This is a genomic window from Endozoicomonas sp., from assembly GCF_051008435.1.
Classification (GTDB): Bacteria; Pseudomonadota; Gammaproteobacteria; order Pseudomonadales; family Endozoicomonadaceae; genus Endozoicomonas_A.
In genome coordinates, this window is record NZ_JBPCXO010000379.1 from 1 (window position 1) to 16,202 (window position 16,202).

Below are 16,202 nucleotides of genomic sequence, written 5' to 3' on the forward strand. Positions count from 1 at the left end.
TCGAAGCCTTCAATGGTGTCATCAAGCGGATAATATACAAGGCATGTGGTTACAATGATCTTGATTATCTCTATCTAAAAATCAGGCAGGAGGCCCAAAAATGATCAGCCAACCTGTAAAAGCCCCATAAATAATAAAAAGGTCATGGACGTTATGAAGCTGTATCACCGGGTTCCCGAGACTATGAAGTTTGATCGTCTTCTGCCTCTCAATAAGCTGGAGCAGAAGGATGAAGAACTCTACAAGGAAAATAACTGGAAGTATCTGCACCGTCTTGAGCTGAAGAAAAAGATGGTTCCTCATCTCAACTGTCTCTGGAATGATGTTATTCATATGACTCCGGTGCATCCCTCTGCAGTCAATGCGGCACTGAAGAGAGCAGGGTACACGCCAGGGAATAATTCCAGGTGGTTTGAAATCTGTCCGGAAAAGCTGAACTTCTCAAAGAAGAACAGTGTCATCTTTCTCTATCCTGATAAGCAGCTCAATTATCTGGAATCACCAGAAGAAGATTACCTTCCTTTTGAGATCAATAAGCTTGAAGGTCTGGAAGTCCTCAGGGATGAAGTTGAAGATTACTACCGTGAATCAAAAGCTAAAGATGAGCGTCCAATGACATTCCATCTGGTACCTCACGTTCTCTATCAGGGGGAATTGCTTTTTGAAGCTATGAACATGATTGAAGTGGGTGAGTGATCCCTGCCATCGATACAGGAGCTGAACGTGTATAACGGAAGTTGTCTTTGCGGTGCAGTGAAGTACCAGATTTTATCAGAGCCAAAAAAGGTCGCTCATTGTCACTGCACTATGTGTCAGAAACAGCATGGCGCCGCCTTCGCCACTTATGCCAGTGTCAAAAAAGAAGATCTGGTGTATGTGCAGGGTGAGGAGTATCTGAAAAGTTTTAACTCATCAGACACCATCGAGAGAAAATTCTGTGGGCAATGCGGCTCCAGTCTTGAATGGGGAGGCAGCCCTGATTATGCAGAATGGGTGTCTATTGCCATAGGGACCCTGGATTCACCTTACGAGCCGGAAAAAATAGACAATCTTTTCAAAAAAAACAGAGTGTGCTGGATAGGTGAGGTTAATGAGTGACCTGGTAATCAGACGAGCCTCTGAAGAGGACATAGACAGTCTGCCTGAGTTGATGCAGGAACTGGATCGTTTTCATCACGAGAGCCGCCCGGAAGAATATCGAACTCCTGAAGCCATGCACAGCGAGCGGTTAAAGCGTAATATCTTTGAACTGTATCGTTCGGGGAAGTTTGTCGTGTTTCTGGCTTATATCGATCACAAGCTGGCAGGTATGGTTTCGGGTCAGGTCAAGGAGATGAACTCAATTACTACCTGGCCTAAAACGGTTGGTTTTATCAATGAGCTGGTTGTATTGCCTGAGTTCAGAGGCAGTGAGGCAGCTACAGAGCTGATGACCACCATTGAGACTTATTTTTCAGAACAGGGAGCGACGGACATGGGTTTGAATGTCAGCGGCTTTAATGTTCGTGCTCAAGGTTTATACAGAAAGTTGGGCTATGACTTCGATTCTCACATGATGGTCAAGAAAGTGGTTTGACGGAAGAGAGCTGGAAACAATGTGGCGATTGGAAGAGGCTGGTTTTCATTTCTATTGTTGGCTGAGATCACCATTCAAAAATGATATCTAGCTGCTACTTTGTAGTTTCCGGCTATAAAAGTGGCAGTATAAATGACAACTTCAGGACGCTTCTTCAGAACGGGTAAGGGATTGTCCTGGATCGCTCTTTGTCTGGCTCAACAGGCGTTTGCTTCTGTTCATCATTATGTCATGGAGGTAGCAGGGGAGCACGAAATTGGAAATGCCGATCTGTTTGTTTCTGAAGCTCAGCCGGCTGTGGATTCATTTGCACCTCGGCAGACTAAAAATGCCCTGAAAGATGAGTTCACCCTTGAATCATGGTTTCGCCGTTGTGTCATGCCTCATAGCGCCAGTCTGGAGTCGACGCTTTCGGCGGCCACTGTGTTTACAATGAATCCAGTAGATGCTGTCCTGCATCTCTATATTGAAGAAGAAAACTGCCTGGCTGAAAGCATCAGTCTCGAAGAGCATTTTGATGACCAGTATCCGATATTTCGACAAGTCTTGAATGACGACAGTTCGGATTTGGAATGGAAGCTCTTCAAGAGGCCCGAAGTCACCAGCCGAATGATACTGAAAAAATACTCTCGCCAAAGAGAACTGGAATGGACCGCTGAACAGAAATGGAAAATGAATGTATCAGTACCCTATTCCCCAGGTTCCATACATGTTTTGACTCAGGAAGTGGAGCAGCATGATCCCTATGATCGCCATGCTATCTTTCCCCTGCATCATCAACAGGTTGCTGAAGCTTCCCTGTCTACCAGTCATCGTGTGAAAGTCATGTCTCTGATGGCCCATTACGCCTATACCAATAGTGATCGTCTGTTGGATGAGAGTGAACTGGAAGAACCGTGGTATTTCCTGAATCGTCCTGGCGTTTTTCATGTGGACTGGAAAAATGCCCAATCAATGGCAACAGAAAGTGCCCGGGTCAGGGTTCGTGTAAAAGACGATCTGATAAGGCTGTATAAAACGGACAAAACGGGCGGCTGGAAGAAACAGGAAAAACCCACTGCGGTGACTCTGTATCATTTTAAATTTGGCCAAAGCTCAATGGAGTTAAAAGTCTGGTGTCAGAACGGTAATCGCATACCTGTTGGCTGGGAGTATCTCAGCCTTTCAGCAGCACCCTTAAGATCGGGCCTGGTGGGTGCAAGAAGGTATGTTCGCTACATCAGTGTGTTACCCGCGACTCAAGAGTCAGAGAAGGTCAAGGTTGATGCCGTTACGGGCAACCCTGTTGAGGAACGGCAGAGGGAGAAAAAAGATCATGATGTTGAGAGGCATGAATCCGAGCTGCTTCAAGATGTATCAGTGGCTATGAACTGGCCGTCCAAGCCAGATACGACATCGTATAAAAGTTCGAATCAAGGTGGATTATTATTTTCAATGATTTTGATTTTAATGGACAGAGGCGTTTTGCCGGTTTCGAAGTGAAAACATAACGATCCCATGAAGAATCAGGGTGTATACAGATGGATGAACTAAAGAAGAAAATATGGAGTGAATACTATCAGAAAGTGGCTGCCAACCCTCATAAACAAAGTACTGAGAAGGCGGTTTCTCTGAACCTTTCAGATTCTCTTGTCGCATTAGACTGCGGATGTGGTACCGGCAGTGATACTGCCTATCTGCTCAGTCAGGGTTACACTGTTTCTGCCTTTGATGTTAATCAGGAATCTGTGGAATTCTGCCGAAAACGCTTTGCAGACGAAACGGCTGTTTCCATTCATTGCTCCGGTTTTGAATCATTTACCTACCCGCAAGCGGGACTGGTGGTGGCCAATGCCAGTCTGTTTTTTGCCCACCCGGAATCATTCCCTGTTATCTGGCAGAAAATAAGGGCGTCCATTCAGGCAGGAGGTGTCTTCTGTGGTGATTTTATGGGGCCTGATGATGAGTGGCTGGAAGACAAGAGCCATATTCTTACTCCGTTAAGTGAGCAAGATGTCAAAGCTCTGTTTGAAGGTTTTGAAATACTTGAATTCTCGGAGCGTAACCGGCGTGGACCGACCGCGAGAGGTCCGGAAAAACATTGGCATACCTTCTCGGTGATGGCTCGTAAATCAGCCATATAAGGGAAGAAAACAACAAGCTGTGAATCTGAATGAGCATTATTAGTTACAAGGGTATTGTTTTAAGAAACGCCCGGTCGGAAGAAAAAGACAGCCTTTATGATCTGATCATTGCTGATGATCGCTGGACTGAATTCAATGCTCCTTATATTCCCTATCAGACGCCCTCCAGAGACAGCTTTGAGCAGGGCCTCTTTCAGGATCTGATAGAAGGGAAAAACAAGAAAGTCATAGAGTATCAGTCTCAACTGGTTGGAACCGTTTCCTGTTATTGGGTGGATGAAAATACCCGCTGGCTGGAAGCCGGAATTGCTCTTTATGACACTCAACAGTGGGGTAAAGGGATTGGTAAAACCGCATTGGTTGCCTGGATATCCCATCTTTTTGATACATACGACATTGCCCGAGTGGGTATGACCACCTGGTCCGGAAATCCGGGGATGATAGCCTGTGGAGAAAACATTGGTTTCAAGGTTGAAGGCCGGCTTCGACGTGTCAGGTATTTTAAGGGCACCTATTACGACTCGATCAAGCTGGGTGTACTTAGAGAAGAGTGGGATCAGTTGTGCGGTATGACGGAGAAGAGGTAAGTCAGGAGTATGAATAAGCAGTGGCACAGTGAAAATATCAAAGTCAGTACTTTCTCTGAACATGAAATACCTTTGCTGAAAACAATTTTTGAACAGAATGCGTCTGTAAGCGAGCGTGATCCTTCTTTTGGGGTATGGTCGATGGATGTATACCAGTCGATTTATGAAGAGCATCAAAAAGACCATTTCTTTCTGAGAAAAATAATGGATTCGGATGACAGAGCTGCGGGCTATTTCCATTGTAACTATCATCAGGCCAGAAAGGGTGTCTGCTGGATTTCCATGCTCTCCATTTCTCCGGAGTTTCAGGGGAAACAGTTGGGCCGGCACACCTTTGAATCTATTGAACAGCAGGTTCGTTCAATACCGGGTATTCAGGAATTCTGGCTGGAGGTCTACACCCGTAATCAGGCCGCTCTTCATTTTTGGGTCAGGCAAGGCTTTAACCGTATTGTTAAAGTCAGGGATGAAACCGTTGAGGGTGACACGCTGTCATCCATGATTCTGAGTAAATCCGTTGCTTAATTAGATTAACCGGCCTTCATTCCATCTTTTCTTCTGGTTCCAGACTTTCGTCCACACCCCGGTATCGGACAGGGGTAGTATGCTGTGTAGCAACAGCGCCTATATCCATGATATGCGCTTTTATACTCACTTCACTGCCGTATTTCAGCAGGGCGTTTTTCAGAGCTTCATCCAGTTGGCTATGTATCTCATGCTGCCAGGGTTGATCTTCGCTGCAACCAATAAAGCAGTAGATACCTTCATTGGGATCATAAACGATCAGTTGCTGGGCTCCGTCAGTATTGGGGACATCCCATAGCTGAACGATGCAGCTGTGTTTTTCCTGGGAAATATACACCGTTCTGTGTTCTTTCAGCAGGGCCTGCAAGCGATGGGTATTAACATAAGTGGCACCCTGATTATTGAAGCTGAGTTCTTCCCCGGGTGCGATAAATTGTCCATGTTGCCGTTGCAGAAAATCCAGTCTTTCAGGAAGGCTTTTATGATGCATCCAGTTGAGGTTGGAGTGGCAATATTTATCTACTTTTTGCAGGTATTCCGTGGGGTGCTGTTCAGGGTGGCGAGCCTGCCATGAGGCATAGTCCAGGCAGAATCCACTGCAGACACCACTGGCTTTCATTCGATCAGAGTGGATAGCCGTCATTGCACCCTGAGGCAACCGGAAAAGCTCGGGTTTGGCTTTTTTCGAAAGGGACGGGTCTTGCACTAGCCACTCTGTCTGTTTGAGGAAACTTTCCATTTGAATGACATCCAGCAAGCCTGTCTGTTGATCAGGAGTCGGGGCGGATATTGTAAAGTCGGGGGTGTTGAAGCTCTCTAGCATTTCCGGCTGTTCATTACAGGAAGCGATAATATTTCCCCATGATTCAGCGAGGTTTGGCTCGCTCTTCATTCTGAATTGAAAAGCCGGGTTTTTCAGGCATAGATCACGTAGCATTTCCAGGGGAATAGACGATAGCAATTCAGGCTGGTTTTGGAGGGCGTCAGCAAACAGGGGGTGTTGATGGCACAGGTTATACAGCAGGATGCCGCTTGCTGAGTTCAGGTATCCCTTTTCCAGTGCAAGAACTGCAGCCCGCTTCTGGTTGGGAGCAAGCAGTAGCTGGCCAAGAAACTCCCTATCGGTTGTGAGGCTTGCAGGTGCCTGCAAGTAAGAGCCAGGGTTTTCTAAAAGGGTTATCAGCGTGTGCTGGAAATGCCCGGCTGCTTCCAGTTTCTCTGTATCGGTAAAATTTGGATGGTGCATCACTTCCAGAGCCAGAGTCTGACTTCTGAAGCTGGCTTCAACGACCAGAGCATTGGTGACTGCCAGTGCGGGATGATTCATCGCCGCTGTCGTTCTTAGCGCTATCAGGCTGGGGTAAGCTGTCTGGAGTTGTCGGCTTGTCAGTTCATTGAGTCTGTCCATCAATTCCGGATTTTGCAGAAGTTGGAAAGCTTCCGGATAAGGCATACTTCTCTGATAGAACTGTCCCTGCTTCTTCTGGTTACGCATCAGTGCCAGAGCTGCCGGGTTGGCCAGTTCCGTCATTAATTCCTTCTGTGCATCGGCTCCCAAGTGCCTCAGAAAGAAGCTACCCAGAATACTGCCTGCTGTGCTCGTATAACAGTCCATCAGATTGCTGAACCCAGACAGATCCAGCTGTTGTCCCAAGGGCAGAATCAGCATGCCCAGATTGGGATAATGATTCAGTAGCTCCAGCTTCTGTTCAGCCGTCATTTTCGTACGGATATATGCCTGACCGGTATCGATGAATGAAACCAGACTTCGGGTCAGTAGCAGAGAGGCTGCATCCTGATCTTCGAGAATCTTCTGCAGATCCATCCCCTCTGTCTTTCTCAAATCCGGGTAACGGGACAAAATTTCAGCCATCATGATCGGATGAAGATCTTCGGTCATTAAATCCCTGATACCGCCGAGCCACTCCAGGGCAAGAGTTTGATGACACATTAACAGCCGCCATGCAGCTTGTTCATCATAAGTGCAGGGAGCACCAACGTGAGTGAATATTTCGCTGACCAGTTCAGCCTGAAGTGTTTCAGCCTTTTCAGTCGAGGCAAGGGCTAACGCGGCACGATGTCGATAGCCCAGATAAGTCAGTGGCAGAAAATTGTTAAACACGGCTTCGGCCAGATACGGACATTTCTGGCATAGCTTGAACAGTTGAGGCCATTCACTCTCATGGGTAAGGCAGTGTCCGTCCAAGACAAACTTGGCTACCAGATCCGGATGAGCTTTGGCAATGGAGCTGATGGCTTCGGCACTCATCAAAGGCAGTTTATTTTCCAGAATCCAGCTGGCGATGGCAGGCCGTGAATGACTGGCTATATAAGCCAGATCTTCGCCACAGAGATATTGACTGAAGTGTTCCAACACATTCAATCGAGCCTTGTCTTTGACCAGCCAGCAAGTCATGCGGGCAATCGCCAGAGATCTTTTTTTGTGACTGGTACTTTTCTGGTCACGAATAGCGCTCAGCAGCACCAGGTCATGGTCACTGATACTCGTGGCTTCAGCGGCAGGGTGCAAAGGGGTATCACTGAAATGACAATGTGCCAGACCTTTGCCGTAAAGCTGGTGGAGACATGCAAGGAGTTCTTCTTCCGGTGCGTCTTGAGGTTTTTCATTAAACTGGTCAATCAGGCGACACAATTTTGCTTTCTCTTGCCTTACAGACATTTGATCCAGCTTCTTGATGGGTTTGCCAGAGTGGTCATAGTCTTTTTTGGAGCGGACTTCGGTTTCCTCAGTCTCAGCGACCTCCATCCTTGAGAATTGGGCTGACACCTCTTCAAGATCTTTTGCATTTCTGGATGCGCCTTCTGGCGTACCAGGAGGTGGTGAAGTACGGGGATCTTCAGAAAAGCCGTGAATCATGGGATAAATCCTTTTAATCGAGACAGAAACAGTCATTCAGTGCAATGTCAGACCATGCCCAAGAGGAAAAGCTCGCACTAGGAAATGAATTGGTTAGCAGGAATAACAGGGTGGTCAGCAGGGGTGACAAAAGTGCCAGGAATGTCATCGGTAAGACGGAGCACAATGGATAGAATTGCTGAGAGAAACGGCTTGGCTCATACATAAACATCAACAGGACCTGAGGACGCAGCTGACTTTAATGATAGTGAATCAGGTAACAAACTTTTATTATGAGTGGCACGTAATCAGACTCATCAGGACGAGGAAAGAATAATGCTCAAGCAGCAGATCATAGCCATGGGCGGAGGCGGTTTTTCCATGGAGTCCACGCCGTTACTGGATGATTACATCCTCAGCAGTGCAGGCGACAATCCCCGTATTTGTTTTATGGCGACCGCATCTGGCGACAGTACGGAATACATTAACCGGTTCTACCGCAGGTTTAGCCAGACAAACTGTCAACCCACTCATCTTGAGCTTTTCCGCAGAGATCAGCGGGATCTTGAAGCCTTCCTTCTGTCTCAGGACATTATTTATGTCAGTGGCGGAAACACAGCCAACATGTTGGCCATCTGGGCGGTTCATGGAGTAGACCGGATTTTAAAAAAAGCACTGGCGAAAGGGATTGTGCTTTGTGGGCTCAGCGCAGGTTCCATTTGTTGGTTTGAAGAGGGCGTCACTGATTCTTTTGGTCAGGCTCTGGCACCTTATTCGTGCCTTGGATTTCTATCCGGCAGCCACTGCCCACACTATGACGGTGAAGCTGAAAGAAAACCCGCCTATCACCGGCTTGTTGCTGAAGGTTTGATTTCACCTGGAATCGCAGTTGATGACAGTGCAGCCTTGCATTATGTGGATGGTGAACTGTATCAGGTGGTGTCTTCCAAAGCTGGTGCGGCAGCCTACAGGGTTGAGGAGTTCAATGGGGAAGTGATTGAGACTCATATCCCTACGTTATATCTGGGCCATAGAGAATCAGTACAGGACTGACTCACAGGGCCTTAATAATAATGAATCGAAGGACTCTATGATGCGCATTGAAGCCTGTATTTTTGACATGGACGGTCTTCTGTTGGACACGGAAAGGCTGGCTTATGAAACCTTTCTTGCCACCTGTGAACACTTCAGGCTGGGTGATTTGTCTGAAGTGTTTAAAGCCTGTCTGGGAACCAATCTTGTATTGGGTCGAAGCATTCTTGCCAAAGGGTTGGCAGGTCTGATCGAAGTGGAAGTGTTTATTGAAGAATGGCGGCAGAGGGAACTGGAGATAATGTCGGTTCCCCTCCCGGTAAAAGAAGGTGCGCTGGATTTGTTGACCGAGTTGAAAGAGCAATCCATTCCCCTTGCGGTGGCTACCTCCTCATTGACTGAAAAGGCTCATAAAAAGCTGTCTGATGCCGGGCTGATTGATTTTTTCAGTGTACTCGTAGGGGGCGATCAAGTGAGCAACAGCAAACCGGATCCGGAGATCTATTTAATGGCGGCTGACCGGTTGCAGGTTCAGCCCGAAAACTGCATGGCTTTTGAAGATTCTGACAACGGTGTTAAATCTGCAGTAGGAGCAGGCATGACAGTGATTCAGGTACCTGATTTGGTCGAGCCCAGTCATGATGTATTAAAACTGGGTCACAGGGTTATGGGTTCGCTAAAAGAGGTCAGAAGCATGATCTTGATGGCATGAGTGCAATCAGGAACTTTTTACCAAAATGCCAGTCTTAACAGCATCGACCCTGTCTCTACTAAAAGGAGTTTTATAGTGTTTGAAGGATCTGGTGATCGCCCATTGCGCCCCTCGGCCCCCTTATCGGACCCCCGGGCTCCCTTATCGTCTCCTAATCATCAGGAAGCACCCTCTGTGTCTGTTGTTCAGGTTGATACCCGGCTGCCTGACTCTTCTGCTTCTGAAGTCGCTGATCCTGTTCAAAGAAAGGTTGAGGCTGTTGTTGCCCAAGAGCCGTCAGCTAAGAAGGGATTATCTCTCGGCCCCGAAGTTCTGTCGTCTACATTTCCAGAAATGGTTTCTGTTGAGTCCGAAGATCTCAGGAGAGAGCTGATCATACTGACGGTTCAAGTTAAGAGTAAGAAATACGCAAAAGGTTTGAAGAATAGCCAGAAAATGCTGGAAAGAGCCAGAAAGGAGACTCCGGAAAATAGCGCAGTCACCCACTACCTTGAATCTATGTATTTAGTGTGTGCACTGAATGGTGAGTTAGAAATTGAAGAGCTTGAGAAACTATTGTCTGAAATAAACAGAGAAGAGCGAATTGAGTGGTATCTGGCTTTGGCTGGGGCAGCAGCAAAAGGCAATGACTGGATTCAGGCCTCCAAGAAAAAGGAATTGTATTGTTATCGAAACGCCGCCGATCATGGTTCGGTAGAGGCCAAGCAAAAACTGGTCAGGGAGGTGCTGTTTTCTGAAACGCCAAAAGTCTCCCCCTTTATGGACTGCGAAGCTTTGCGAATGATCAGGCAGTTATCGCTTCAGGACGACGAAAATCTGCCCAAACCTGTCGATGATAGAGATAAAGCGATTCTGGAACTGGTCAGGCTGGTACGGGGCGGAAAAGACTTAGACTTATCTGCTGCACGCAGTCAGCTCGAAACATTGCTTATGAACAGTCGTGACATGAAACTGATTCGTCTGGCTCCCTGGCTCTATGTTGAAGCGGCTTTCGGTGAAATTATTCCCCTAAAAGTGACTGCATTGAACGGCATAGTTTCCAGGAAGCTAAAGAAACTGCGACCTTCTGAAGATAAAAAATATCATGGGATGTTCTGCAGCTATTGGGAAGCAGTCCTGGTGCTGAAAACAGGAGACAGAAGAGAGAGTACCAGGAAATTAAAGCTCCTTCACAAAAATGACTTTGCAGCAGCGACCGTTTTAGTTGCCAAAGAGTATACGGCTACTTCTAACTATTCAGAATGTGTGCAACTGTTCAATGAGTTAGAAGCACCTTATTTGCACTATACGCCGGATTTGGCATATGCAGTTTACTGTTGTCACATAAAGTCGACTGAAAGGATGGGGGATTTTATACCTGAATTTTTCGAAGAGGCTTCCTTTATGGAGCAGCGCCAGCTTATAAAAGCTGGGAGGCTCCTTAAGATATCCCAACTGCATTGCTTATCTCAGGCGTGGTCCTTCAGCTGTATGGATCTATTACGATATTACAGCAGTAATTTGCAACAGTTATCGAGTCAGTCAGGTGCTCTGGAAGAAAGCGAGCATCTTGATTCCTTCTATCGCGCTGTCGGCGAGGCCCGTTTTAGTCTCAATCCTGAAATGTTGGTTTTTCAACACTACGTTCAGATGTTGAAAACAGGTAAAGCTGACGATCATCTAATTGATGAAGCTATTTCGATGAATCCTGTTGCTGCGCTCTATCGGATGAGTGTGTTGTGGCATGCCTCCAGCAAGATAACGTTTGAGCAGGTTCTATCCCGATTGGTTCAATGTGTGGGAGACAACCCAGAGGCACTTGAGCCTTGGTATGGAGATGCTGCATTCAGTCAGCTGGTGCTTATGCTCCGGTTTTATTATGAGTTTATGGATGATCCGGTTGCGGCCCTGAAGCTGGCAATTGCTCTTGGAGAGAAGGATGATCCGGACAATATTGAGCTACACCTGAAGCTGGCCAGAATGCTTGAAAAGCAACAATGCACAGCTGAAGCCAATCATCACTACAGACTTTACCGAGCCAAGTCGAAAGGCAAGCCTTATCTGCCAGACCCTGAAGCCTTGGTGTTAGGGGCAGACATCAATTTTAGTCAACTGCCTGTTGTATATCTTGAATTGAGCCGCTTTAATCCGGTTTCTTCCCATCCCTTCGATGTTAAAGCTAAATGCATGCAGCTGAACCGGCTGAAAGCCGTCCTTAAGGATGACTTAAATCTACAAGTCAAAAGAGTCTGGATTGAAAAAGCGACGGACTTTTTAGCGAGTAACTGTGCACTGATTGAGCCCGCTGATTTTGAAAATTTACAGTCTCAGGTTGAGCAAGAAATAAAAATCCTGACAAAAGATGCCAAGAGAGCCACTGAGTTTGCTGTTAGTGTCATAAGTTATTTTATTGCGAGTGAAGAAGAACCCTCAGGGCAGTGGAAATCGAATCCCAAGTGGGGTGCATGCACAGGGAAGATTACTGCAGCATCGCACTTGTATCACTGTAAGCTTCCATTAAAAAACACTGGGCTTTGCACCACCTATGAGTCACTGGAAGCTCTGGCACCCTGGAAAAATGTGGAGCAAGGATGCCAGACATTGGAAAGGGCGCTCAATGCCAGTTTTGAAGAGCCAGACCCTATGGCACTAATTCTGAGGTCTGCCTCATTGCTTTCTGCTTTATTGCAGAAAGACCCTAATAAAGCTCTCTTTTTTGCCATGCGACTTCAGGGCTATCTGAATGCTGAAAAAGCAGGCCTTGATTATGTGCTGAGTCAACTGAATGCCCGACTGTTAAAGGCAGAAGCGGTTTATCTTTCAGATAGAGTTCCTGCCAGCCAGGAGCTGGAGAAAAAAGTTCAATTGGAGGAAAAATTAACGGCTGCCGTTGTTAGCTCTCCTGAACTGATTGCAGAAAAAATGACCCAGGTTACACACGATTTTGATGAAGAGTTCTTCAAAGCATTGAAAATGAACTTTCAAGAGGCTGTTTTTCAGGATGGCTTTCTCGTCAAAATGATGTCTGTGTTTCCTGTGTCCTCTGTGAGCTTTATTCAGGGTGTAAAGAGTCGTCTTGCAGCAGATCCTGAAAGTCTGGATGAGGTGAGTCGCATTCCCATTGGGAAAGCCGCCTCTGACGAACCTTTTGTTCATTTATTGCAGGCGTATTTTTGTGACAAGGACTGTATGCCCGTCATACAGTCTTACCTGAGGAATAAAAAAGTCAGCAATGGTGTAAAGGCCAAACTCATTTTGGCGGCTGAAGCTTTGGGTATTCTCCGTTGTGAACAAAAGAAAGCCACTTTAGACTGTCTGAAGAAAAAGACCCTGCCATACCAGGTAAGTCGCATTATATTGGCCAAAACCCCAGATGAATTGCCGTCAGAAAAAACAATCGGTGAGTTGCAGTCACAGGCTGACATAACAGTACTAATGGCCCTGGGCAAGAGCTATCTGAAATTTGGACAACCTGATAAAGCCTATCAGTGTTTTCAAAGTATCAAAGCAGCCCATAGTACACTCACTTATGAGAAGTCTATATTGGAATGGCGGCATGGGTTTAAGCCGGTTGTTGTCGAAATACCTATCGTCATCGCCAGAGAGGGAGGGCGTTCTCATGTAGGTTCACAGTGTCGCTTGTTTGACTGGTTATGTTCGGAGTCCATTTCCGGTTATGTCAATGCGACAGTGGCCACAGTCTGCTACCGACATTTGGCAGCGCCTTCACTGGTTCATTCACCGGAGCGAGATTTTTATCGGGGGGCGGCTCAGTATCAAGGTGTCGGCTGTGATGCGGATGAAGAAAAAGGACTTGAGACCATGAGAGAAGCCCTGGGATCTTCGTCCCCGGTTCCTGCATTCCGTCTTGTCTGGATGACCGAGAAAGGATATCTACCCAAAGATATTTGCCAGAAAGCCCACCCTATGGACTTGCTTGCACAAAAAGCCGAGGGTTTAACTTCTGAGTTGGTGGATGACATTGTATTCAGCCTGGGGCTGACAGAGCTTGAAAGCATTATTAACGCAATTAAAGCTCGTGTTGAAAGCTCATCAGTCAATAGTGCAGAGCTTGAAAAAGTGGTCGCCTGTCTGAAGAGTGGAATAAGGCGCTGGAAAGGTATCGATGAGCCGCCAGAATCGAGCTCTACAACGTCTGTAATCTCCGGCTCTGTGGAGAGTGAGTCAGTCGCAGACGCTGAACCGAGGCAGCCATCACGGGAGGATGAACTGGCCGATGAGCTAAGTCGGCTGGTTTTGGGCGATAAACCTTTACAGGAAGGATTTGATACCGTTTTTAATGTACTGCTGGAGCTGAGAGATATTCAGGGAAGTCGTTTTCCCGATTTTGATGATCAGGAAAAAACCTGTCTTGCTTTAATGCCTCATATTCCAATGAATACTAAAGCGGGTATGCAGGTTGTTCGACTTCTTTATCCAGAGAATGCTTCGTCAGAGATAAAAAACAGAATTCTGGAAGCTATGCTCTACAGCTTTTATCTCGATGATATGGCACAGAATGCCACGCTTGAACAGGCTGAGTATCTTTTCAGTTTGCTATCTGATGAACAACTTGAGTCGCCTGATCGTTTTCTTGCCAAGCTGGGTAAGTATCTGAAACTGACAAAAGAGTTAACTCCCGGGTGCCTCAAGTTTCTTGTTAGACATGGTGCTCTTTCTGAAGTCGAGAAGCTGCCAGATTTTGAATATCAGTACAGCAGTAAGCTGGTTGAAGAGCTGTTGAGGATTCTAAGAACCAGAAGACAACCGCTTCTCACAGCCCGTTTTATGATGGGTGCCATGTCTGTCAGCAAGAGTAGTGAGCTTATAAAGCTGGGCCTTAAGACTTTGGCAGAGCTTATTGAATTGTATCCGGACTCGGTGGGGCCTGCAGTATTCGGTAATGCCCAGCTGAAACCGGGAGATAAACACACCGTGCTTGAGAAGTTGCCCAAGTGGGCTTGTAAATGGTCTATTCCGGAAGGGGTGAAACTCTCAGAAGACAGTATGATGCTGCTTATTCAGCATGGTGTGGTTTCTGCTGGCAGGTTGCTGGAATTGGAATGTGGCTATGACCCCGCTTTGCACTCGACTGTGCTTCAGCAAACTCAAGGGATGCTGCCAGTGGAAGGCCAGCTGGCTTACATTCTGAAGTCCATGAAATCGGATATGCCCAGTCATGGCAGGAAAGCCTTTTTCCCAAGTCTTGCCCATGTGTTAGCGTGCTCACCGGACAGTGTCGGAGACACCCTTTTTATGGGTGGTCGGTTAACATCTGAGGAAAAATTGCAGTTTTTCGACTCTCTGCCCTCAGAGACCAAGATAATGGTTGATGGCTTTGTAGAGAAAGCCGGTTTGGGTCAGGAAGCCCTGAAAGCGGTGAGTCTGATCAAAGTTCGGGAAGTTCATATGCTTGAGAAAAGTAATAAAGCGATCAGTGGTGAGGTGGACTACGACCTCATAACCTTGATGCAACTATACCGATGTTTCAAAGGGTCAGAACAGGACTTTGTTGCAACCCAACTGCTTGGAGTTATGAAAAGAACGGCTCAAAAGCTTCTTGATGCCGTTAAAAATGATCGTGACCGATTAAAGTACAGAGCTCTGGCTGCCGGGGTTTTAACACTTTAAACCGTCTGATCAAAAAAACGCTTCCTGTTTTATCCAGCCTTGTTATCCATTTTTCCTTTATCAGTCATCAGCTAAGTCGTTCAAGCTGCGTCAGTGCAGGTTGTTTCTCTATGATGACCTATCGATATCCATAAAAAGAATGAGTGAGACACTATGAAAGTAGATCATAAAACGGTTGATCAATCCTGGCTCAATAGATTGTCGGCTTCTGATAAAAAAGGTGATTATATAATCACTGGATGCGACTATTGGAAGAGGGGAGGGGAAGAAGACCTTGCCTTTCTATACCACTCCAAAAGCTTAACGTTAATCAGTTGCAGCCCTGAAATTGCTGACCCCGTTAAGTTTGAAAAACCAGAGACATTATTTTATTTTCTCGATAAGGATAATCAGCATCAATATGAAGTTTATATAGACGACGTTGATTATTATCTGTTTGATGGAAAAGCTGAATATCAGCCAGTATTGGATGTTGTGGAACTGTTTTTAGAGAAAGACCGGGCAAAGATTGAGGTATTTATTGGTTCCTGTGATGAGGAAGATCTAATCAAGTCGGATTTTGATATGGATTCCGACTTCTTCTATGCAGTTTTTGTGGATAATGAGGTTGCAGGTATGCTCGCCTCCTATTGTTCTGTAGAACCCTTTGAATCACTGTCCATTATAGTAAGTCCAAAACACAGGGGGCTTGGGGTTGGCAAGTCTTTGCTTTCCCGGTTGATTGACGAGACAGAGGAAAGAAGCAGGACTATTCGTTATCGAACAAATAGAGAAAACAAAAGTTCTATTCATCTTTGTGAGTCAATGGGCTTTATCGCACACAGTTCTATTCAAATATTGGCTAAGCTATGAATTGTTTTCTAAATAATCTTTTTAAAGTTCTTGTTAATTTTATGGCTCTTAGTGGATTCCGGGGAGCTGGAAACAGGATGACTTATGTGACTATGAATAGAAGACGTTTTCTTGTAAAACAGTGTCATGAAACTTTATGACCTCCTCGATAACGCCAAGTGCTATGAACAGATACGTCAGATTCGCTGGCCTGATGGGATTAAATGCCCGCGCTGTGGCAGCACGGACATAACCCGGCAGGGCAAGGACGAGTCACAGCCGGACAGACAGCGCTACTTTTGCAAAGAATGTCAGCGTCGTTTTGATGACCTGACACTCTCGGTTTTTT

Annotated in this window: 13 protein-coding genes; 12 read left to right on the plus strand and 1 reads right to left on the minus strand. The window is 46.3% G+C overall.

The features are described 5' to 3' along the window. Positions 1–153: 153 nt before the first annotated feature. The 7 genes from ACR2PX_RS19080 (at position 154) to ACR2PX_RS19110 (ending at position 4,811) form a co-directional block, all read left to right on the plus strand. A complete protein-coding gene (locus ACR2PX_RS19080; RefSeq protein ID WP_434000948.1) occupies positions 154–696 on the plus strand; it encodes a hypothetical protein in 543 nt (180 codons plus the stop codon). Positions 697–723: 27 nt separating this feature from the next. Beyond that, on the plus strand, positions 724–1,098 hold the full coding sequence (locus ACR2PX_RS19085; protein WP_434000949.1) for a GFA family protein: 375 nt from the start codon (positions 724–726) through the stop codon (positions 1,096–1,098). Beyond that, positions 1,091–1,576: a GNAT family N-acetyltransferase gene (locus ACR2PX_RS19090; protein WP_434000950.1), complete on the plus strand. Its 486-nt coding sequence runs from the start codon at positions 1,091–1,093 to the stop codon at positions 1,574–1,576. The genes ACR2PX_RS19085 and ACR2PX_RS19090 overlap by 8 nt, the downstream gene beginning before the upstream one ends. A gap of 132 nt (positions 1,577–1,708) precedes the next feature. Next, positions 1,709–3,058 (plus strand): hypothetical protein, encoded by a 1,350-nt coding sequence (locus ACR2PX_RS19095; RefSeq protein ID WP_434000951.1) that lies wholly within the window; start codon positions 1,709–1,711, stop codon positions 3,056–3,058. Positions 3,059–3,096: 38 nt separating this feature from the next. Beyond that, positions 3,097–3,699: a class I SAM-dependent methyltransferase gene (locus tag ACR2PX_RS19100; protein ID WP_434000952.1), complete on the plus strand. Its 603-nt coding sequence runs from the start codon at positions 3,097–3,099 to the stop codon at positions 3,697–3,699. A 29-nt stretch (positions 3,700–3,728) separates the two neighbouring features. Next, positions 3,729–4,286, plus strand: coding sequence for a GNAT family N-acetyltransferase (locus ACR2PX_RS19105; RefSeq protein WP_434000953.1), 558 nt, complete (start codon positions 3,729–3,731; stop codon positions 4,284–4,286). Positions 4,287–4,295: 9 nt separating this feature from the next. Continuing rightward, a complete protein-coding gene (locus ACR2PX_RS19110; RefSeq protein ID WP_434000954.1) occupies positions 4,296–4,811 on the plus strand; it encodes a GNAT family N-acetyltransferase in 516 nt (171 codons plus the stop codon). Positions 4,812–4,827: 16 nt separating this feature from the next. Here ACR2PX_RS19110 and ACR2PX_RS19115 read toward each other — a convergent pair whose 3' ends face one another. Next, entirely contained in the window at positions 4,828–7,689 is a 2,862-nt protein-coding gene (locus ACR2PX_RS19115; protein WP_434000955.1) for a hypothetical protein, read from the minus strand. Between the two features lie 315 nt (positions 7,690–8,004). On the opposite strand from ACR2PX_RS19115, the gene ACR2PX_RS19120 reads away from it, so the two are divergent. The 5 genes from ACR2PX_RS19120 to ACR2PX_RS19140 all read left to right on the plus strand — a co-directional run. Then, positions 8,005–8,721 carry a Type 1 glutamine amidotransferase-like domain-containing protein gene (locus ACR2PX_RS19120; RefSeq protein WP_434000956.1) on the plus strand — a complete coding sequence of 239 codons (717 nt, stop codon included), beginning with the start codon at positions 8,005–8,007 and terminating at the stop codon, positions 8,719–8,721. Positions 8,722–8,758: 37 nt separating this feature from the next. Continuing rightward, positions 8,759–9,412: an HAD family hydrolase gene (locus ACR2PX_RS19125; RefSeq protein WP_434000957.1), complete on the plus strand. Its 654-nt coding sequence runs from the start codon at positions 8,759–8,761 to the stop codon at positions 9,410–9,412. A 75-nt stretch (positions 9,413–9,487) separates the two neighbouring features. Next, the gene (locus tag ACR2PX_RS19130; RefSeq protein ID WP_434000958.1) at positions 9,488–15,022 is read left to right on the plus strand and encodes a hypothetical protein; all 5,535 of its coding nucleotides are present in this window, start codon (positions 9,488–9,490) and stop codon (positions 15,020–15,022) included. A 153-nt stretch (positions 15,023–15,175) separates the two neighbouring features. Further along, complete coding sequence (locus ACR2PX_RS19135; protein WP_434000959.1) at positions 15,176–15,874, plus strand: N-acetyltransferase family protein; 699 nt, start codon at positions 15,176–15,178, stop codon at positions 15,872–15,874. A gap of 126 nt (positions 15,875–16,000) precedes the next feature. Then, positions 16,001–16,202 (plus strand): transposase (locus ACR2PX_RS19140; protein WP_434000960.1); only part of this gene is annotated, 202 nt, incomplete at its 3' end.

Coding starts and splice junctions, on each gene's coding strand:
- ACR2PX_RS19080 (WP_434000948.1), top strand. CDS start 154: ATGAAGCTGTATCACCGGGTTCCCGAGACTATGAAGTTTGATCGTCTT.
- ACR2PX_RS19090 (WP_434000950.1), top strand. CDS start 1,091: ATGAGTGACCTGGTAATCAGACGAGCCTCTGAAGAGGACATAGACAGT.
- ACR2PX_RS19095 (WP_434000951.1), top strand. CDS start 1,709: ATGACAACTTCAGGACGCTTCTTCAGAACGGGTAAGGGATTGTCCTGG.
- ACR2PX_RS19100 (WP_434000952.1), top strand. CDS start 3,097: ATGGATGAACTAAAGAAGAAAATATGGAGTGAATACTATCAGAAAGTG.
- ACR2PX_RS19105 (WP_434000953.1), top strand. CDS start 3,729: ATGAGCATTATTAGTTACAAGGGTATTGTTTTAAGAAACGCCCGGTCG.
- ACR2PX_RS19110 (WP_434000954.1), top strand. CDS start 4,296: ATGAATAAGCAGTGGCACAGTGAAAATATCAAAGTCAGTACTTTCTCT.
- ACR2PX_RS19115 (WP_434000955.1), bottom strand. CDS start 7,689: ATGATTCACGGCTTTTCTGAAGATCCCCGTACTTCACCACCTCCTGGT.
- ACR2PX_RS19120 (WP_434000956.1), top strand. CDS start 8,005: ATGCTCAAGCAGCAGATCATAGCCATGGGCGGAGGCGGTTTTTCCATG.
- ACR2PX_RS19125 (WP_434000957.1), top strand. CDS start 8,759: ATGATGCGCATTGAAGCCTGTATTTTTGACATGGACGGTCTTCTGTTG.
- ACR2PX_RS19135 (WP_434000959.1), top strand. CDS start 15,176: ATGAAAGTAGATCATAAAACGGTTGATCAATCCTGGCTCAATAGATTG.